At 73.7% G+C, this 19114-nt stretch carries 15 protein-coding genes and 1 tRNA gene; 3 read left to right on the top strand and 13 right to left on the bottom strand.

Annotated features, from left to right (window positions below):
- Positions 1-110 precede the first annotated feature (110 nt).
- A complete protein-coding gene (locus KG103_RS04235; RefSeq protein ID WP_207342364.1) occupies positions 111-1913 on the top strand; it encodes a thiamine pyrophosphate-requiring protein in 1803 nt (600 codons plus the stop codon).
- Between the two features lie 72 nt (positions 1914-1985).
- On the opposite strand, the gene KG103_RS04230 is transcribed toward KG103_RS04235, so the two are convergent.
- The gene (locus KG103_RS04230) at positions 1986-2405 is read right to left on the bottom strand and encodes a PIN domain-containing protein (protein ID WP_207342365.1); all 420 of its coding nucleotides are present in this window, start codon (positions 2403-2405) and stop codon (positions 1986-1988) included.
- A 39-nt stretch (positions 2406-2444) separates the two neighbouring features.
- Here KG103_RS04230 and KG103_RS04225 point away from each other — a divergent pair, with 39 nt between their 5' ends.
- Positions 2445-2642: a hypothetical protein gene (locus tag KG103_RS04225; protein ID WP_207342366.1), complete on the top strand. Its 198-nt coding sequence runs from the start codon at positions 2445-2447 to the stop codon at positions 2640-2642.
- Positions 2643-2683: 41 nt separating this feature from the next.
- Here the strand turns inward: KG103_RS04225 and KG103_RS04220 are convergent, their stop codons facing one another.
- The 6 genes from KG103_RS04220 to KG103_RS04195 all read right to left on the bottom strand — a co-directional run bounded on the left by KG103_RS04220 (position 2684) and on the right by KG103_RS04195 (position 11563).
- The gene (locus tag KG103_RS04220) at positions 2684-3799 is read right to left on the bottom strand and encodes a fatty acid desaturase family protein (protein WP_242635793.1); all 1116 of its coding nucleotides are present in this window, start codon (positions 3797-3799) and stop codon (positions 2684-2686) included.
- A gap of 194 nt (positions 3800-3993) precedes the next feature.
- Positions 3994-4551 (bottom strand): DUF4334 domain-containing protein, encoded by a 558-nt coding sequence (locus KG103_RS04215; RefSeq protein ID WP_207342367.1) that lies wholly within the window; start codon positions 4549-4551, stop codon positions 3994-3996.
- 21 nt (positions 4552-4572) lie between these two features.
- Positions 4573-5115, bottom strand: a complete 543-nt coding sequence (locus tag KG103_RS04210; RefSeq protein ID WP_207342368.1) for a MarR family winged helix-turn-helix transcriptional regulator — start codon at positions 5113-5115, stop codon at positions 4573-4575.
- A 206-nt stretch (positions 5116-5321) separates the two neighbouring features.
- Complete coding sequence (locus tag KG103_RS04205; protein ID WP_207342369.1) at positions 5322-7490, bottom strand: DEAD/DEAH box helicase; 2169 nt, start codon at positions 7488-7490, stop codon at positions 5322-5324.
- Positions 7491-7997: 507 nt separating this feature from the next.
- On the bottom strand, positions 7998-9935 hold the full coding sequence (locus KG103_RS04200; protein WP_207342370.1) for an endo-1,4-beta-xylanase: 1938 nt from the start codon (positions 9933-9935) through the stop codon (positions 7998-8000).
- Between the two features lie 308 nt (positions 9936-10243).
- Positions 10244-11563 (bottom strand): GmrSD restriction endonuclease domain-containing protein, encoded by a 1320-nt coding sequence (locus KG103_RS04195; RefSeq protein WP_249670798.1) that lies wholly within the window; start codon positions 11561-11563, stop codon positions 10244-10246.
- 160 nt (positions 11564-11723) lie between these two features.
- On the opposite strand from KG103_RS04195, the gene KG103_RS04190 reads away from it, so the two are divergent.
- Positions 11724-12254, top strand: coding sequence for a barstar family protein (locus KG103_RS04190; RefSeq protein WP_207342372.1), 531 nt, complete (start codon positions 11724-11726; stop codon positions 12252-12254).
- A 239-nt stretch (positions 12255-12493) separates the two neighbouring features.
- On the opposite strand, the gene KG103_RS04185 is transcribed toward KG103_RS04190, so the two are convergent.
- From KG103_RS04185 to KG103_RS04160, 6 genes are all read right to left on the bottom strand, one after another.
- Complete coding sequence (locus tag KG103_RS04185; RefSeq protein WP_207342373.1) at positions 12494-12766, bottom strand: hypothetical protein; 273 nt, start codon at positions 12764-12766, stop codon at positions 12494-12496.
- A 170-nt stretch (positions 12767-12936) separates the two neighbouring features.
- Positions 12937-13009 (bottom strand) — tRNA-Arg (locus KG103_RS04180).
- 186 nt (positions 13010-13195) lie between these two features.
- Positions 13196-14281: a hypothetical protein gene (locus KG103_RS04175; protein ID WP_207342374.1), complete on the bottom strand. Its 1086-nt coding sequence runs from the start codon at positions 14279-14281 to the stop codon at positions 13196-13198.
- 27 nt (positions 14282-14308) lie between these two features.
- Positions 14309-17191 (bottom strand): hypothetical protein, encoded by a 2883-nt coding sequence (locus KG103_RS04170; protein WP_207342375.1) that lies wholly within the window; start codon positions 17189-17191, stop codon positions 14309-14311.
- 265 nt (positions 17192-17456) lie between these two features.
- Positions 17457-17720, bottom strand: coding sequence for a hypothetical protein (locus tag KG103_RS04165; RefSeq protein ID WP_207342376.1), 264 nt, complete (start codon positions 17718-17720; stop codon positions 17457-17459).
- Positions 17721-17806: 86 nt separating this feature from the next.
- Positions 17807-19048, bottom strand: coding sequence for an alpha-amylase family protein (locus tag KG103_RS04160; protein WP_249670797.1), 1242 nt, complete (start codon positions 19046-19048; stop codon positions 17807-17809).
- Positions 19049-19114: the final 66 nt, after the last annotated feature.

Here is a 19114-nt window from a genome sequence, read left to right as displayed (position 1 = left end):
GGGCGGTCCGGACGACCCCGCCGCACCGCGCGGCGGACCGGGCTCCCGGATGCGGCATCTCCCCCGGGCGCCCAGCATCGGTGGAGGGCGACGAGACGGGGGACGGTCGGATGACGACGGTGGCGGACGCGATCGTGCGGCGGCTCGGCGAGTGGGGCGTGGAACGGATCTTCGGGTACGCCGGCGACGGCATCGACCCGTTGCTCGCCGCGCTGGCGCGGGCCGGTGGTGACATCGAGCTCGTCACGGCGCGGCACGAGGAGATGGCCGCGTTCATGGCGACCGGCCACGCCAAGTACTCGGGCGGCGTGGGCGTGTGCCTGGCGACGCAGGGACCCGGCGCGATCCACCTGCTCACCGGGCTCTACGACGCCAAGCTGGACCGCACGCCCGTGGTGGCGGTCGTGGGGCAGGTGGCGACCACCGCGCTGGGCACGGGGTACCTGCAGGAGGTCGACCTGCCGGTGCTGCTCAAGGACGTGTGCGCGCAGTACCTGCAGACCGTGACGACGCCCGAGCAGCTGCCCGCCGTGCTGGACGCCGCCCTGCGCACCGCGATCGCGACGTCGAGCCCGACGTGCGTGATCGTCCCGCACGACGTGCAGCAGGCCGTGGCCGCCGAGCCGGAGCAGTCGCACGGGGTGGTGCAGACGTCGCGCGCGGTCTCGCGGACCGTCGGTGTGCCCCCCGGCGACGACCTGGACCGCGCCGCGCAGGTGCTCGGCGCCGGCGAGCGGGTCGTGGTCCTCGCGGGCCGTGGCGCCCGCGGCGCGACCGACCAGGTGCTGGAGGTCGTCGAGCGCCTGGGTGCCGGCCTGGTCACGTCGCTGCTCGGCAAGCCCCTGTTCGACGAGGGCCTGCCGATGCACGCCGGGGTCATGGGGCACCTCGGGACCACCGCGTCCGCCGACCTGCTCGCCCGCTGCGACACCCTGCTGATCGTCGGCAGCAGCGACCCGTGGACGGAGTTCTACCCGCCGCTCGGGCAGGCGCGGACGGTCCAGGTCGACGTGGCCGCGCGCAACCTCGGCGCCAAGTACCCGGTCGAGGCACCGCTGGCGGGGGATGCCGCCGCGACGCTCGACGCGCTCCTCCCCCGGCTGCCGCAGCGCTCGGGTCCGTGGCGCGACGAGGTCACCGCGGCCGTCGCGTCGTGGCGGCGCATCGCCGCCGAGCGCGTCGCCGCACCCGCCGAGCCGCTCAACCCCCAGCTGCTGCTGCACGAGCTGTCCGCGCACCTCCCCGCCGACGCCCAGGTGTCCGTCGACGTCGGGTCGATCACCTACTGGTACGCCCGTCACCTGCGGCTGCCGCCCGGCGTGCCGGCGCACCTGTCGAGCACCCTGGCCTCGATGGGCTCGGCCCTGCCGTACGGGATCGCCGCCAAGCTGCTGCACCCCGAACGGCCCGTCGTCGCGCTGGCCGGGGACGGCGCCATGCTGATGAACGGCATCAACGAGCTGGTCACCGTCGCCGCCCGCTGGCGCGACTGGGCCGACCCGCGGTTCGTCGTGCTCGTGCTGGACAACGGGGACCTGGCGGAGGTCACGTGGGAGCAGCGCGAGATGGAGGGCGACCCGCGCTTCGACGTCTCGCAGGACGTGCCGTCGTTCCCGTACGCGGACTACGCCGAGCTGCTCGGGCTGGCCGCCGTCCGGGTGGACGACCCGGCGGACGTCGCCGACGCGTGGCGCACGGCGCTGGCGGCGGACCGGCCGTGCGTCGTGCAGGCCGTGGTCGACCGGGACACCCCGCTGCTGCCGCCACGCGCGCCCGCCGCGCAGGTCGAGCGGATGCGGCGCGGCCTGAGCCAGGAGCCGGTGCCGGACAACGCGCTGCGGCAGCTGCAGGCGCAGCGGTCCGGCGAGCGCGCCGACGACCCGGCGGGCCTGTCCGCGGAGCACGAGGGCTGACGACAGTGCCGGGCGGGCCGGGCGGGCCGGGCCACGGGACCCGCGACCGACGGGCCGTGCGGAAGGAGCGCGCTACCGCCGTCGGGCGCCCGGGACGCCGACCGTCCCGACCCCCGGCAGGTCACCGAAGCGCGCCCGGAGGTCGTACGCGGCGACCGCCCGCCCGTCCTCGGCGGCGTGCGCGGCGATGATCAGGTCGTGCGCACCGCGCGGCTCCCCTGTCCGCCGCACGTGCGCGATGAGGCGGGCGTGCTGGACCGCCGTGCGCTCGGTGTAGTCGAGGACCGTGACCGCCGACGTGATAGCGGCCAGGACGCGGGCGCGATCGGCGGCGCGTGCGGCCGTGTCGGTGAGCTCGATGCCGGTCCGGAACGCGGCCACCGTGACCGCGGCGATCGCGAGGTCGTCGTCGTCGTCGAGGGACGCCCGGTCGACCGTCCCGCGCTCGTAGGCGATGAGGGTGCTCGTGTCGAAGATCAGTCGGCGCGCCACGGGTCGCTCTCGTCCGGCACGAGCAGCGTGGTCGCCGCGGTGACGTCGCTCTCGAAGTCGTCGTCCAGGCGCGGCTCCGACCGCGGAGCCCGCAACGCGATCGAGTTCCTGGAGGCCGCGGGCGTCCTGCAGGCGCCGTCGCCCGGTCGGCGCGGCCGCGTGTGGCAGGCGACCGAGGTGCTGGCGGCGATGGACGCGTTCGCGGAACGCGCGGGCCGACGGCGCGCAGCGCGCTGAGGCCCCGCCGGTCGCGGTGTCGCTAAACGCGACGGGCGCCGTCAGCGGGCCATGCGGTACTCCGCCACCAGCGGGCACTGGAACGGGTCGCGCGCGGCCAGGCCCACCTCGTTGAGGTACCGCACGACGATCCGGTAGGACTCGCCCAGGGTGGTCTGCGTGTAGGTGATGCCGCGCGACTCGCAGAACTCCTGCACGATCGGGCGCGCCTCGCGCAGCGCCGGGCTGGGCATGCTGGGGAAGAGGTGGTGCTCGACCTGGTGGTTCAGGCCGCCCATGAACCAGTCGACCAGCCGCCCGCCGGTGATGTTGCGGCTGAGCAGCACCTGGCGGCGCAGGAAGTCCATCTTGGCCGACGCCGGCACCACGGGCATGCCCTTGTGGTTGGGCGCGAACGACGCCCCCATGTAGACGCCGAACAGGCCGAGCTGCACGCCGAGGAAGGCCAGCGCCATGCCGACCGGCAGGACCCAGAACACCAGGGCGAGGTAGCCACCCAGGCGGATCGTGACGAACGCGATCTCCACGGCCCGGCGCTTGACGGGGCCGCGCCCGAAGATCGTCTTGATCCCCGACGCGTGCAGGTTGATGCCCTCCAGCAGCAGCAGCGGGAAGAAGAACCACCCCTGGCGCTGCGCGAACCACCCCTTGAACCCGGTGCGGGTCTGCTCGAGGTTCTCGGTGGTGAAGACGAGGACGCCGGGCTGGATGTCGCCGTCCGCGCCGACGGTGTTGGGCTTGGCGTGGTGCCGGCCGTGCTTGTGGTTCCACCAGCCGTAGCTCATGCCCGCGTAGAGGTTCGCCAGGACGAGGCTGGCCCAGTCGTTCCAGCGGCTCGAGGCGAAGATCTGCTTGTGGGCGGCGTCGTGCCCCAGGAACATCACCTGGCCCAGCACCACCGCCAGGACCGCGGCGGTCACCATCTGCCACCACGACGGGCCGATCAGCACGAACGCCACGCCGATGCCGACCAGCGCGAGGGTGAGAACGGCGAACCGGGTCCAGTAGTACGCGTGCCGCCGCCGCATCAGGCCCATCTCCCGGATCACGCGGGCGAGTTCGGTGAAGTCGCTGACGTGCCGCTCACGAGGTGACGCGGGCCCCGTCACCTCCGCCGGTCGGTCGTCGGACGGAGAGCTGTGGGTGGCGGTGGTCAACGGGGCACCTCGGCTTCGGGGGGCGTGACACAAAAGACGCGCAGGGGACGCGTGCGGTAGCCCAGCACAACCTGCTGCCCGTTTCCAGTCGAACCGGAAAAGTTCGGGCGCGTGTTGCGGAAGCGGCACCACATTTGGGTGACGTCGAAGGGGCGTCGGCGGCGATGCCGCGGGCCATCCTGCGCCTGTTCGCGCTACCGGTCGCGCCGCAGCACGAAGACGTACGGGAGCGCCGATCCGCGCAGGTCCATGACCCCCAGCACGGTGCGGTCGTCGACGCGCCGGAACGCGTCGATGATCGGCAGCCGGTCGTAGACCATCGCCGCCGACGGCACCCCGCGGTAGGCGACGGTGCGCAGGCGTGCCTGCGGGCGGGTGGTCGTCAGCAGCGGGCGCAGGACGGCGAACGCCCGCGCGGCGACAGCGGGCGGCACGACGGGCGCCAGACGCAGGGCGGGGCCCAGCGGAAGGAGCGTGGGCGTGATCGCGACGAGTCGGCCGCGCGCGCCGCGGAACACCAGCGGGTGGACGTCGTCGGGCGCGTCCATGCGCTTGCCGTACCAGCCGAGCGCCTCCAGCAGCCCGTCGAACGGGTGCGCCGTGGGGATGCCGCGCCCGGCCCAGCGGCCCAGCGTCTCGTCGACGTCGAGCGGGGGCAGGGCGTCGAAGAGCGCGAGGGCGGCGACGGTGGTCGTGCCGGGCTCGAGCGCGGCGAGCCGGGCCGCGGACGTCCCGCCGTCGCTGCTCGTCATCGAACCTCCAGTGCCGGCGGGCTACCGGGAGCCCGCGGCGAGCGAGGGGTCCGTCAGGGCGTCGCGCACGGCCAGGCAGGGGTCGAGCGCCGGCTGCGCGCCGTGGACGGTCGCGGCGAGCTCGCCGGCGCGCTGCGTGAACTCGCGTCGCGCGTCGTCGGGCACACCGTCGAACACCGCGTCCTCGGCCGCGCGGACCTTGCCCTCGAGGTCGGCGAGCGTGGCCCGGCCGTGCGGGGTCAGCGCGATGCGCCGGACCCGGCGGTCGGTGGGGTCCATGCGCCGCTCGACCAGGCCGGCCTGCTCGAGCGCGTCGATGACGTACGGCATCACGGTCTTGTCGATGCGCAGGTGCTTGGCCAGCCCGCTCTGGGTCGGCGGCTCGTGGTGCCCGACCACCGAGAGGATCTGGTAGCCGCGCGTGCCGTGGGGCACACCGGCGACCGCCTCCTCGACCAGCTCGGTCCACCGGCGCAGGATCACGCCGAGGCACCACCCGAGGTCCGCGCCGGGCGCCACCGCCGCGAGGGCGTCCGGGCCCTCGTCGCGCCGTGGGTCGTCCATCCGTCGATCGTACGCGTCCGCGGGGCGATCTCGCGGTCCCTCATACAGATGGTCGAACATCTAGTCTGTTGAGCAATCTGCTTGGTAGACATGTGGAACGGCCGATCCGCGCCGACCCACATCCCCGACACCCCGGCGTCCTCAAGAACGCCCGCCCTCGACCGGGCGGTGCGCCCCTTCAGCGCGGGGACGGCACGACGGCACCGTCACACGGTGCCGTCGGCCGCCCACGCGTCGGTGAGCAGCGAGACCAGCGCGTCGAGCTGCACGTCGGTCGACGACTCCGTGTCCTCGCCCGCACCGTCCAGCGCCCGGGCGGCCAGACCGGACTTGGAGTCGATGAGCTCGGCGATCTTGGCGTCGATGGTCTGGGCGGCGATGATCCGCCAGGCCGTCACCGGGTCGCCCTGGCCGATGCGGTGGACCCGGTCGATCGCCTGCGTCTGCTCGGCGTCCGTCCAGGACAGCTCGGCCAGCACCAGGTTCGACGCGACCTGCAGGTTCAGGCCCACGCCCGCGGCCATGAGGGAGCACACGGCGATCTGCACGTCGGGGTCCTCGACGAACGCGGTGACGTTCTTCTCGCGCACCCGCGGGGTCTGGTCGCCCCGGATCGAGGCGAACCGGATGCCGCGCTCGGCGAACGTCTGCTCGGCGGCGTCCATGACGTCGACGTGCTTGGCGAAGAAGACGACCTTGCCGACGTTGCGGGCCAGCTGCGCGGCGTAGTCCGCGGCGGGTCCGGCCTTGGCCTGGCCGATGCGCCGCACCATCGTGAAGACGTTCTCGCCCTTGGCCTTCGAGCTGGAGTCCTTGAGCTCGGCCGCGGCGACGCGGCGCGCCAGGTCCAGGTCCAGCCCGTCGACGGACGGGTCGCCGGTGCGAGCCTCCAGCGCGGCCCGGTACCGGCTGAGGAGCCGCTGCGCCAGCGCCGCCTCGGCCGCGCGGATCGAGCGCCCCGTGGCGCCGTCGAGCTCGACCGGCAGGTCGGCCACGCGGCGGGCGGGGATGTCGGCGGCGACGTCGACCTTGCGGCGGCGCACGATGCCCATGTCGATGACGGCGTTGCGCGCGGCGGTGTAGAAGCCGGGGTCGGCGGGTGTCAGGCCCGTCTCCTCCAGCGCGGTCATGAGCCGGCCGAGCGGCTTGGTGTCGTCGATCCAGCCGAGGAACTGCCAGATCGCGCGGAAGTCCTCGATGTCGTTGATCAGCGGCGTGCCGGTCAGCGCCATGAGCAGCGGGCGCCCCGCGCGGGTGCGGATGCGCTCGGAGAGCGCGAGCACGTGCTGCGAGCGCTGCGACGTCTTGTTCTTGATGAAGTGCGCCTCGTCGACGACCATCCCGCGGAAGCCGAAGTCGCCGAGCCAGCCGGCGTGCCGGTCGAGGATGTCGTAGTTGACGATCACGACGTCCGCGAACGCGTCGACCTGCTCACCGTCGCCGTGCACGACCGTGGCCTGCCGGAACGGCGTCCACAGCCCGACCTCGCGCGCCCAGTTGGTCTTGACGACGTTGGGCGCCACGACGAGCAGCGGGTAGGCGTCCGCGGCCTGCGCGGCCAGCAGCGCCTGGGCGGTCTTGCCCAGGCCGGGCTCGTCGGCGAGCAGGAACGTGCGGTGGCCGGCGGCCGTCGCCGCGACGACCTGCGCCTGGTGCGGCATGAGCTCGCGCCCGGCGGGCACGGGCACCACCCGGGGCGTCGGCAGCGGCATGCAGGCGGGCGCCCCCGTGGCGGCGTACTCGAAGGACCGGAACAGCGGCTCGAGCAGCTCCCAGCCGGCCAGCCGCCGGGGCTGCGCGGCCCGGCGCTCGGCGGCGGCCTCGAAGTCCGGTGCGAGGAACGGGTTGGCGAGCTGACGCGAGCGCACCGACTGCGGCACCACGCGGTTCTCGGGGACGACGACGGGCGTCGTCGGGGCGGCGGGGGTGGGCTCCTCGGCGGGCGGCTCCATGCCGGCCTCGCGCATCACGGTCGCCTTGTAGGCGTGCGCGGCGTCGGACAGCCGGGCGTCGTCGGCGAGCAGCGCGAGCAGGGACGTGTCGCGGGCGGCGGTGCGGGCGAGCATCGTCGCGATGTCGTCGAGCCGCTTGAGCTGCTGGGTGCGGCGGGACTGGCCGAGCTGGTCGTCCGCCATGAGGCGTGCGCGCTCCTCGCGGACCAGCAGCGCGACGACCTGGAACTTGGTCCGGACGGACGGGCGGATGGGTGTGCGCTGCACGGCGCGGTCGACCTCGCGGGCGACCTCGGCGAGCACCGGGACGAGCCCGCGCTCGACGGCGCGCGGCGCCTTGCGGCGCTGGACCCCGGTGCCCGCTCGCGAGCCTGCGGTGCCCGCGCGCGAGCCTCCGGACCGACGTCGGCCTGCTCCTGCCACATCTCCTCCTTCGCACGTCCGCACCCGCGACCACGGCACAGCACCGGCGACCACGCCGCGACGGGTCGTGCGCCGGTGACCGGTCCGGCACGCGGCAGCCCGGGCCGGGGCACCCACCTCGGGCGCCGGGTCGCCGGACACCTGCGTGGAGCACCGGGGCGGGGTGGGGCCCCGCGTCATCGCCGTTCCGAGGATCGCTCGCCGACGTCGCCGTGCGGTGACCGAGGGGCTCGCCGTGCACCTGGCGGTGTCCGGTCGGGGCGGCGGCTCACGGGGACCGGAGCCGCGCCTCCTCCTCAGGGTACGCGCACGGCGACCGCCGGGACGGGACCACCGGCCGGTGACGCAGAGCACGGTTGGGTCACGATCCGGGCGGCGGGGCGGTCCGACACCGGGCGGCGGGACGGGTGGGACGCACGGCGGGAGCCGGTCGCGGCGGCGGCGGACACGGCGAGGCCCCCGCAGGCGTCCCGGCTGCCGCCGGTGACCTGCGGGGGCCTCGTCGGCTCAGCGGTGCGGGCGGTGCGGCGGCTTCGGCGCCTTCGGCGGCTTCGGTCCCTTCGGCCCGTTCGGCTCGAGCGCCGCGATCGCGTCGAGCAGCGCGGCGGTCGCCTCGTCGACCTTGGCCTGCGGGGCGCCCTTGGCGAGGACGGACGTGGCCTTGCCCAGCGCCTTGCGCACGGCACCGACGCTCTTGCCGGTGTACGTGTGGCCGCGCAGGTCGAGCGCCTCGGCCTGGTCGACCGCCTCCTGCAGCTTCGAGGTGTCGCTGAGGTGCCCGCGGATCCCGAGCCACCGCTCCGGGTCGGCCACGGCGACCGCGGCGAGCTTCTCGGAGAAGTCGCTGTTGAGGATCAGCGGGTTGTGGGTGGAGCGCCAGCTCAGCTGGTCGTTCAGCCCCCAGAACGTCACGCGGTCGATGTCCGTGGCGTAGGTCTTGTAGACCGCGAAGTACTCGGCGAACCGCTGCGCCTGGATCCGCTCCAGCTCGGCCCGGTTCTCGATCTTGCCGACCCAGTACGTGAAGCCCTCGCGCGAGATGCGGTCGGCGACGGACGGGTCGGTCAGGTCGCGGTACGCGGCACGGTCGTCACCCTCGGGCTGGCCGTTCCACGCCTCCCACACCTGCAGGTCGAGCTCGCTGATGCTCACCTCGAACCCGGCCTCGGTGATGAGCTGGATCGACCGCTCGACGGACGCCTCGTCCGAGCACGCGCCGGGCTGCCACTCCGCGGCGGCGTCGTCCACGAGCTGCGGCAGGCGGGTGTTCGACGAGCACGCGAACGCCGGGGTCTGGTTGATGTAGTTGTGCGACTGCATGCCGATCGCCTCGACGAGCGGGCGCGGGTCCTCGGGGTGCTCGGCCGCGTAGCGGGCGTTGAGGTCGGTCGCCATCGCGATGATCGCCTGCGCCTTGCCCTCGGACTGGAAGACGTTGAAGTCGTTGTACTCCAGCCGCATGTCCGGGTCGGCGGTGCGGGCGAACACGAACGCGTCGTACAGGAAGTCCGCCGGGTGCTCCCCCGCCGCCGTGTCCGCGCCGTTGGCGTACGCGGTGTACCAGCGGGAGAACCCGCCGTTGGGCCCGCCGCGCAGGAAGTCGCGCCAGTCCTGCGTGGCCGGGTCGAACTCCGCGAGCCCGTCGACGAAGGCCTCGTTGACGACGTCCCAGGAGACGGCGCGACCGTCGAAGTGCGTGAGCACCTCGGTGATGTACCGCTCCATGTTGGCGCGGGCCTGCGCGCGGGTGCCGCCGGTGGTGCCGCTGTTGAGCCGCGCCGGGGACTGCCCGTGCCAGACCAGCACGTGCCCGTGCACCTTCATGCCGCGGGCGAGCGTCTCGTCGACGAACGCGTCCGCCTGGGCGAAGTTGAACGTGAAGGCGCCGGTCTCCGGGTCGATGTTGTCGTTGGGCAGCAGCTGGTCGGGCTTCATGGCGTTCTCGGCCGTCATGACGCTGTAGTGCTTGGCGATCGTCTCCGACGCCGGCGACCCCTGCTCGTACGTGCCGGGGTGGGACCAGATGTTCCCGACGTCGAAGTAGTCGCGGTACACGTCCTTCAGCGGCTTGATCGCCTTGCGGAACGACGTCTCCAGGACGACGTCCTGCTCCGGCATGGTGAAGGAGCCGACGCGGGCGCCGATCCACCCGAGCTCGGGCGACGTCCAGCCGCCCCACACGTGGCCCCTGCCGGGCGTGGCGGTCAGGTCGACGGTCTCACCGGCCTCGTAGCTGCCGGCGCCCGTGACGGTGCCCCCGCGGCCCTCCACGCGGATCTCGACGTCGTACGTGCCGTCCGTGCCGGCGGCCTGCACCGGCGCGGCGACACCCACCGCCACCAGCGTCACCGCGGCGGCCGTCCCCACCCAGCGCGCAGCCAGGCGGCGCGCAGCGCCCGTCCTCGTCCCGGGCGCCCCGCCAGGTCGTCGTGTGGTCGTCCTCATGGTCGCTTCCTCCCCCGGGACCCCGCCGCTCCGTTGCCGCGGGCCCCTGATCCGGTCGACATGACCGTGCGCCACCCGGCGCCCCACCGGTCCTCGCTGACCGGCGCGCGGGCCGAGGCAGCCCACTTCCTCCTGCCCCGTCGTTTTTAACGTTAGACGCGGCAGATGGGTGACAACGTAAGGAGCCGTTCGGGTGACGTCAAGGGTGGTCGTGACGGGGGCGCCGTCGGCGTGCGGATCGCGCTGCGGCGACGGCACGTGGGTGCGTCGGGCGGGCGACCCGGGCGGGCCGACCGGCCCGCACCACGTCAGCTCTCGCAGCCGATCCCGTCGCCGTCGCGGTCGAGGTGGGTGCCGTAGCCGGGCTCCCCGACGCGCACCGGTGCGGCGCCTGCTGCACGGGCCGCCGCACAGTTCTTGTAGTGGACCGCGGCCGGAGCCGGTGCCGGTGCCGGCGGGTCCGCGGGGGCGGGCGCCGGGGCCGGTGCGGCAGGCTCTGCCGGCGCGGGGGCCGGGGCGGGCACGGCGGCGGGGGCAGGTGCCGGAGCAGGCGCGGCGGCCGGGGCAGGCGCCGGAGCGGGCGCAGGCACCTCCTTCGCACCGGCGGGCAGAGGCTCCTCGGCGCAGGTGGACAGGACGCTCACCATGGCGTTGCGCTCGGCCTCGGTGACCCACAGCCCGTACGTGTGCTTCACGCCGACCTGCCGGGCCACGTACGCGCAGCGGTACGGCTTGTGCGGCGGCAGCCAGGTCGCCGTGTCCCCGTCGCGCTTCTGCATGTTGAGCGGCCCGTCGACGGCGAGGAGGTTGAGCGGGTCGTTGGCGAAGGCCACGCGCGTGGGCTCGTCCCACCCCTGGGCACCCTTCTGCCACGCGTCCGACAGCGCGACGACGTGGTCGATCTGCACGGCGTTGCTCGTCTCCTGGCCGCGGGTGAACGCGATCGACGTGCCGCTGTACGGGTCCGCGAGGGTGCCGGTGAGCACCACGCAGTCGCGCGTGCCGGGCTTGAAGGTCTCGTTCTCCAGGTCCCGGGCGAGCATGTCGTTGCGGGTGTCGCAGCCGTTGCGGTCGGTGTCGACCCACCCGCTGCCGAACAGGTCGCGGTCGTACCCGGTCTTCGGCGCCCGTCCCTTGACCTCGAGCAGGGCGACGACGGCGAGGGCCGTCTGCGGTGCCGCCGACTGCTGGGCCGCGACGACGTCGACCTCGGCAGCGAGCTCGGGAGCGGGCAGCGCGGCGGCCTGCTGCTCGAGGGTCGGCGGCGTGGGCGTCGGCGCCGGGGTGGGCGTCCGCACGGGGTCCGGCGTGGCCGTGGCGGCGACGAGGGCCCTCGCGCCGGGGTCCTCCGTGGCCGAAGGTGCCGCGATCGCCCCTCCGACCACGACGAGCACGAGCCCGCCGGCGAGGACCGCACTGGCCGCCCCGCGGCTGTGGCGCCCGAGCCAGGAGCGACGCCGCCGCACCGCCCACGCGCCGGTGGCCGCGAGGTAGAGGCCCGCGAGGACGACGACCCCACTGATCCCGCTGGTGGCGCCCAGGCTGGCCACGAGGACCAGACCGGCCAGGCCGACCTTCGTCGTCAGCGGGATCGGGGTCGAGGGTCGGGGCGATGCGGACGAGGGCACGGTACTGACATCGGCCACCGCCGACCGCCCCTTGACGTGAGTCGGGCCTCCCCGGCCGACCACCGACCCGCACGGCAGTGCGTGCGCAGCTGCGGCGAACTGTGACGACGCCCGGCCGGGTGTCCGCCGTCCGGGTCGGCCAAGCACTAGCGTGCGCGTCGTGGCGGCCTTCGATCGTGATGCGGACATCACGCACGCGGTCGACTTCCGGATCGCCCGCGCCGGTGGCGTCGTGCTGTGCCGCCGGCCGCAGGTGCTCGAGGACGCGGTGCGGAGCCTCGTCGACCTCGGCTATGACGTCGTGTACCTGAACGCCGCGGACTGGCGAGCGGCCCCCACCATGTACGGCGACCTCGCGAGCGCGCTGCAGTTCCCTGAGCACTTCGGCCGCAACCTCGATGCGTTGCGCGACTGCCTCGACGACGTGGCCCACGGCGACTACGGCTGGCGCGTCGGGTCGACGGGTCTCGCGCTGGTGGTCGCCGGGTTCGACGTCTACCGGCAGCGGCTTCCCGAGGAGGCGCTGGCCCTCGCGGACGTCCTGGCGGCGACAAGCCGAACAGCACTTCTCTACGGGCACCGCATTCTCTCGCTGCTCCGCGTCGACGACCCCGGCTTCCGGATCGGACCCGTCGGTGGCGTGGGGGTCCCGTGGCACGACGCCGAGTGGCTCGACCGCGACCGCAGGTAGCCACGGTCACCCCAGACCCTGGTCAGGCCCGAGCGGCCCGGCAGAGCAGCCCGCCGGCCGGGACGGCGGTACCGGTGACCTGCCAGACGTCGGCATGGTCGAGCGCCGGTTCAACGTCGCGCAGGCCGGCTGGAACCGACGCGGTTGAGCACGCTGGCGAGTGCGACGAGCCGCAGCAGGCGTAGCGGACGCAGAAGCGCCAGGGCGACGATGACAGCGAGATCGAACGGGTTTGCGCTTCACGAACTTCCGGCGGTGTTCGGAAAGGAACAACCTGGCGAGGTAGTCGGCCGCGAACGCTCGCCACGGGAGTACTCGCCGAGTCGGGCGGCGCAGACCACGTCCGCGGCGGCAATGCCTGCGTGGACGCCCAGCGTGACGTAGGCGTCGGCGACGTCCGAAGCCTGGTCGGCGAGCATCTCGACCGCAACCGCCGCGTCCGCGAACTGCTCCGCCTTCACCAGCCGTCCTCGACGCATCACCTCATCGGCCTTGACGGTGCGCGGGGTCATCGCCGCGCACCTGCCACCGCACGACGCAGCCAGACCGGGTCCCCGCTGATCGTCAGCGCCTCATCGAGCAACGACTGCAGAATGGGGTCTCGCGTGACCGCACTCGCCCGGCCGCCGCAGCCCCCGCGCCCACTTCGCCGAAACCGCCCCTAACCTGCAACAACACTCTGTGCGCCTGGGCAGATTCGAACTGCCGACACCCGCTTTAGGAGAGCGGTGCTCTATCCCCTGAGCTACAGGCGCATGGGATCCGACCGCCCCGTGACCGAGAACCCGGACGAACCTGCGTCCCTGCACCCGCCCACGAGTCGCGGAAGACCCCGTGCGGCGTCGGCGCGCGCGGAAGCACGACGTCGACGCCGGTCCAGGGTAGCGGGCGCGGTGCGCCAGCAGCACCACCGCGCGCCACCGCCGCACACGAAGCGGCCCTCACGGCGCCGGCGCCGGCGCGCACACCAGCGCCGGCGGGTACACCCCGTACCGCCGCCCCTCGGGGTCCAGCGGCAGCCCCAGGTAGTTCTTGTAGAACGCGAAGTGCGCACCGAACTTCGCCGGCACGTTCATGAGCATGTCGCCGGTCGTGTCGTACTCGGCGTACGTGCCGAGCAGCGCGGCGCGCACCGGGCGCTGGGTCGCCGCCGCGAGCGCAACGGCGTACGACGACTGGTTCTTGGCGCAGAACGCCCACCGCAGGAAGCCGAACTTCAGCGTGATCGTCTGCCGGGAGGGGAAGGTGCCGAGCAGCGGGTGCAGCACGTCCTCGAGCGAGGCGACGTCGTCCGGCGTCACGTCGTCGAGGCGCAGCACCGTGTCCTCCGCGAGCCCGGACGACCTGTACGTCGGCGCGTGCTGCATCGCCCACAGCGAGTGGTTGACGACCTTGGGGAACGCGCACCCCCACAGCCAGGAGATGCCGTCGGTGTGGAACGCCTTGCGGAAGCTGTCCAGGTCGGCCGTGTCCATCGTGGGCGCCCGGAAGTCGAGCCCGGACCGGCCGTCCTTGTCGTCGGGGTCGCGGCTGGTCCCCGCGACGGGCACCAGGGTCACGACCGGCGGTCCGATCGGCATGGGGACGGCGACCTCGTGCATCCGGTCGTCGGTGCTGTTGACGAGGATCGGGCCGCCCATCCACCCGTGGCTGAAGATCGACAGCTCCATCACCGTCCCCGGCGAGATCGCGCCGATGGTGACGACCCGGTGGAACACGTCGGTGATCCCCATGACCCCGGGCTGGTTCGGCTTGAACCGCGTGTGCCCGCCGGAGGTGGCGTAGCTCGCGCGCGTCACCGGCGTGAAGGCCTTCGTCGCGGTGACGGCCTCCGTGCGCCTGCCCCCCGCGAACGTCACCGTCCGCACCTGGACCTCCCCGCTGCGCACGTCCATCGTGACGAACCGCAGGTCCTCCTTCTTCGTGTTCCGCCGCTCCAGCCACGCGCGACGGCGGTCGGCGATGACACGGAAGTCGACGCCCTTGAACTCGTAGTCGACCCCGGCGACGAGGACGTACTGCTTCATGGCCCGCTCCTGCCCGCCCCGCCGGTGCTACTCGACCGGCTGCCAGTCCTCGTCGACCTTGTGCCACGAGGGCAGCTCGTCGTCGGGCCGCAGCTTGACCAGGGTCGTCGGCAGGCGGACGAGCCACGGTTCGCCCACGGGCCGTTCGTCGCCCGGTGCGCCCTGCGCGGCCTGGATCTCCTTGACGATCGGCAGGTACGTGGAGTCGTTGACGGTCGGTGCCGGGCCCCCGTTCCAGATCTTCCCGCGCTCCAGGTAGTGCGACACCGCGGCCTCGAAGCCCGGGCGCACGGGGACGACGACGCGCGCGGCCCCGGCGCGCAGGAAGTCGGCGAACTGCGGGTCGACGTCGTCGAGCAGCATCCGCTGCTTCCAGGCGGGCTTCCAGCCCCAGAAGTACGGGTAGCAGAAGTGGACGAGGTGCTCCCACTCGAAGGCCTGCTCGAGGAAGCGGACGTACGGCATCTGCTGCGCGGTCCGCACGAGGTCCGGCTGCGCGTACCCCTGCGACGACAGCTCGAGCGCCCCGAAGGCGTCGAAGTGCTGCGCGGTGAGCACCGTCAGCGCCTGCTTGCGCAGCTCCGTGGCGACCAGGCGCTGGTTCCACAGCGGGTTGCGCCCGGCGATGACCACGCCGGCCTGGGCCTCCGCCTCGGCGAGCCGGCTCTCGTACTGCTGCAGCTTGGCCAGGTACCCCTGGGTGAGGGCCGCGTGCGTCTTGAGCTGCCACGCCTTCGTGGCGCGTGCGGTGCGCTCGCAGAAGATCTCGACCGTCGCCGCCATCGAGCGGACCTGCCGGGCGTGGTACGCGTACGCCACGGAGCCCACCTCGGAGGCCATGTCGACGTAGCCGGTGGCGGAGAAGGCGTCGATCCAGTTGCTGCCGACCATGACGCGCCACACGTGGTCGTCGTAGAACGACATGGAACGCTGGAAGAGCGCGTACCGCGCCTCGTACCCCTCGTCGACGACCAGCTCGCCGGACGCCGAGCTCTCGTGGTCGCCCTCGGCGAAGACCCCGGCGAACGCCTTGCTGAGGGTCTTGACGGGTGGCGGCGGGGCCTCCAGCCCGCCGACGTCGTACCGGCGCGCCCAGACCGGGTACTCGGCCTCCGTCACCTGGTCGGACGTGATCGTGAACGGCACCGGCGGCTGCGGCGCGGTGCCGTCGTCCGGGGCGCTCTGCGTGAGGAGGAACGCGGTGGCCGGCTCGGGGACGGTGATGTCGAACAGCATGCGCTTGCCGTAGGAGTACACCTGCGCCTGCACGACCTTGTCGACCCACTGGTAGACGCCGCTGATGTTGCCGGACCCCGCCGTGTTGTCGAACCCGTGGCCGTACTTCTCCTCGAACTCGGTGACCGTGGTGGTCGAGCGCCGCTCCAGCACCCGGTCGACGACCTTGCTCGCCGCGCGGGTCACGACGTCCTTGCCGAACTCGGTCGACTGCTTCGCCGTCTCCTCGCTCGAGCTCGCGGTCCCCAGCTCGGCACTGGCCTCGACCTCGACGAACGGCCCGTACTTGGCGGTGACCTGGACGCCGGCGGTGAACGTCGACTCCTCGGCGAGGGTGGCGGTCGTCTCCCGCTTGAGGGAGAACCGGTCGGTGGTCTGGGTGTCCCGCTCGTCCTCCTGGGTGTGCTCGGACTCGGTGAGGATCGTCGTCTCCGTGCGGTCCAGCCGCCGGGTCTCGCGCGAGAGGTGCTCGGAGCGCAGCACGTTCTCGACGTGCGCCAGCTCACCGCCCTCGTACCGCAGCACGTGCTGCTTGATGAGGAGCAGCTCGCCGATGCCGACGGACTTCACGTCGCCGTGCCCCGTCGGCATCCCCGTCGTCGGGGTGCCGACCCAGTCGTCGTCGTGCGGCTCGGTCAGCCAGCCTGCGCCGACGTGGACGAGCCCGCGCACGCGCGGCCCGGCCGACAGGTCGCGGACGACGGCCGCCTCGGCGAGCCGCAGCGCCTCGACCTGCTCGACGAGCTGCGGCAGCGGCACGGCAGCGGGGTCGATCCCGGCGTCGGCGAGCGTGCCGCGCACGTCCGTCGGCAGGTCGGCGACGGCCTCGCGGCGCAGCAGCCACGGGGACCGGACGGAGAGGTCGGTGTCATGCGGCACCGCGGGACCCGCCGCCGCCCGCGACGTGCTGCCGGCTGGGACGGCCGCAGGCTGTCCGGTCCGGTGATCGTCCGCGCCCGCCCCTGCGGCGAAGGCGTCGGCGCGCAGCCCGCGCAGCGCACGCAGCGCCGTGCCGAGCCGCGCCTCCTGCACCCGCGCCTCACGCAGGTGCGGGTCCTCGCGGCCGGGCCGGTCGTCGCCACGGGAGTCCGTGCCGCCATCCGGTCGAGGGCCGTCACCGCCGCCTGGCCGGGGCTCGTCGCCCCCGCCCGGTCGAGGGTCCCCACCGTGCGGCTCCTCCCCCCGCGGGCTCACGGGCCCGGGCATCTGCAGCGGGCGCAGACCCACGGGGTCCTCGCCCTGCGACGCGCGCCGCAGCGCGTCGTAGCCCTGCGCGGCGGCGGCGAGCCCGGCGGCGTCGACGTCCGGCCACCCGGACAGGATCTTCGTGGCGACCAGGGTGTCGGCGAGAGCGCCCTCCTCCGTGCCGAACGTCTCGTCGGCCACCACCGTGGCGACGTCCCGTCCGCCGACCGCCTCCACGGCGTCCGCGAGCGCGGCGAGGGGCACGTGGCCGGCGGACAGCACGTGCTGCACGCGGACGGCGACGGACCCCGCACGCAGGTCCTCCACGCGGCGGACCGCGTGCTCGGAGCGCAGCACGTCGCGCGCCTGCTCCGCCGCCGGTCGGCGGCCCGCGGTGGTGTCGATCGACGGGGGTTCGAGCACCTTCACCTCACCGCGGGTCGGCAGGTCCGGAGGGCGCATGACGATGAAGCGGGCGAGGTCGTCCATGACGGGCTCCTGGGTCAGTGGTCGTGTGCTGGGAGGAGCCTGCTCGCAGCCGCGCTGATACGGCGGTCGCCGAGCACTGCCCTGCCGACCCGGGTGAGCGCTGCAGGCTCGGACCCCGGCCGGCCCGTGGCCGCTCGCGCGTCTCAGTGACCTCGTCGCCGCCCGGTTCGCGGCCCCCTCGGGTCAGCCCTCGTGGCCGGATCCGCCGCCACTACCGACGCCCCCGGGACCCCGGGTGGGTGAACCGGAGCGACGAGCCCGCAGGTCACGCGGCCGACGGCCGGTTCAGCACCCGGTGCGCCCGGCGCACCGCGATCTCCTCCTCGCACGCGCAGGCCCACTCGCGGCGCGGGCCCCGCAGCGTCGGGGCCGGGGCGAGGACCAGCGCGACCACGGTCGCCAGGGCGTACGCCCGCTGCGGCGGGACCGCCCGCCTGCGTGCTTTGGCGTACGTCTTCCCGAACGCGTCCAGGTGCGCCTCGACGAGCCCGCCCAGCACCCGGCGGACGGGCTGCAGCAGCGTCGGCATGGTGACGACCTCCTCCGTTCCGTCGGCGTCGACGCCCCATCGGTGGGTCGCACGAGTGTCGTGCGTGAACCTGTGAACGCCTCGGGTCAGCCGTGCTGGAAGAGCACCGTCCCGGCGGGGTCGCGGACGACGGCCCGGGTCGCGTCGAGGTCGAGCTCGACGGTGAGGGACTGCTCGCCGTCCGCCGACCGCGCCGTGTACACGTAGCGGGTGTTGGTGAGCTCGACCTTCTCGGTGCGGGCGTGCACGAGCCACGGGTGCCGGCGCCGCAGGCCGATGAGCTGCTGGTGCACGCGGTACATCCACCAGCCCTCGGGGTCCAGGCCGCTCGGGTCGTCGGGCAGCGCGGGGCGGACCGCGTCGTCGCCGCCGAGCCGTTCCTCCTTGACGCCGGTGAACGCCTGCTCGTCGCCGTAGTACACCGACGGCACACCGCCGGTGGTCATGAGGACGACGACGGCGAGGACGGCCCGCTCGGGGCCGACCCTGCTGGCGATGCGGGTGACGTCGTGGTTGCCGACGCTGGTCTGCGGGCTGAAGTGCTCGAGGAACCCGTCGTGCCGGGTCAGGCACCAGTCGAGCTCGAAGAGGTTACGGTCGAGCAGCGAGCTCCACAGCGCCTTCCACAGCTCGTACTGGGTGACCGAGTCCATGCCGGACTCCGCGACGATCGCCGCGTAGTCGCCGTGGATCACCTCGCCGACGAACCACGCGTCGGGGTGGTCGGCGCGGACGGCGGGCAGCACCCGCGCCCAGAACTCCGGCGGCACCGCGTAGGCGGCGTCGAGCCGCCAGCCGTCGGCGCCCCGGGCGAGCCAGTGCCGCATGACACCCGCGACGTACTCGGCGACCTCGGGCTGGGTGTGGTCCAGGGCGACCAGGGAGCTGTGCCCCTCGAAGTTCGCGGCCCGGGGTCCCCCGGGTGCGTCCCAGTCGATGCGGAACCAGGACGCGTAGCGACTGCCGGGCCCCTCCCGCAGCGCCTGCTGGAAGTACGGGTGACCTGCGCCGACGTGGTTGAACACACCGTCGAGCACGATCCGCAGGCCGCGTTCGCGGCACGCGGCCACCAGCGCGTCGAAGTCCTGGTCGTCGCCGAGCCGACGGTCGATCGCGAGCTGGTCGGTGCTGTCGTACCCGTGGGTCTGTGACTCGAAGACCGGCCCCAGCGACAGGCCGGACGCCCCGAGCTCGACGGCGTAGTCCAGCCAGGGCTCCAGACGCCGCAGGCGGTGGCCGGCGTCGTCGGCGACGCGGTCCCGGATCGGGGCGCCGGTCATGCCCAGCGGGTACACCTGCCACAGGACGGCATGCTCGACCCAGGTCACACGGGACTCCTCACCCAGACGGCTTCACGACCGCACGAGGCTACGCCCGCCACCTCCCGCGCCCGA

Source organism: Cellulomonas wangleii (assembly GCF_018388445.1).
Classification (GTDB): Bacteria; Actinomycetota; Actinomycetes; order Actinomycetales; family Cellulomonadaceae; genus Cellulomonas; species Cellulomonas wangleii.
This window is presented reverse-complemented; position numbering and strand designations above follow the sequence as displayed.

What these genes read in the sequence shown, in the direction of transcription:
- KG103_RS04235 (WP_207342364.1), top strand. Translation starts at nt 111, where the DNA reads ATGACGACGGTGGCGGACGCGATCGTGCGGCGGCTCGGCGAGTGGGGC.
- KG103_RS04215 (WP_207342367.1), bottom strand. Translation starts at nt 4,551, where the DNA reads ATGACGAGCAGCGACGGCGGGACGTCCGCGGCCCGGCTCGCCGCGCTC.
- KG103_RS04210 (WP_207342368.1), bottom strand. Translation starts at nt 5,115, where the DNA reads ATGGACGACCCACGGCGCGACGAGGGCCCGGACGCCCTCGCGGCGGTG.
- KG103_RS04200 (WP_207342370.1), bottom strand. Translation starts at nt 9,935, where the DNA reads ATGAGGACGACCACACGACGACCTGGCGGGGCGCCCGGGACGAGGACG.
- KG103_RS04185 (WP_207342373.1), bottom strand. Translation starts at nt 12,766, where the DNA reads ATGACCCCGCGCACCGTCAAGGCCGATGAGGTGATGCGTCGAGGACGG.
- KG103_RS04175 (WP_207342374.1), bottom strand. Translation starts at nt 14,281, where the DNA reads ATGAAGCAGTACGTCCTCGTCGCCGGGGTCGACTACGAGTTCAAGGGC.
- KG103_RS04170 (WP_207342375.1), bottom strand. Translation starts at nt 17,191, where the DNA reads ATGGACGACCTCGCCCGCTTCATCGTCATGCGCCCTCCGGACCTGCCG.
- KG103_RS04165 (WP_207342376.1), bottom strand. Translation starts at nt 17,720, where the DNA reads ATGCCGACGCTGCTGCAGCCCGTCCGCCGGGTGCTGGGCGGGCTCGTC.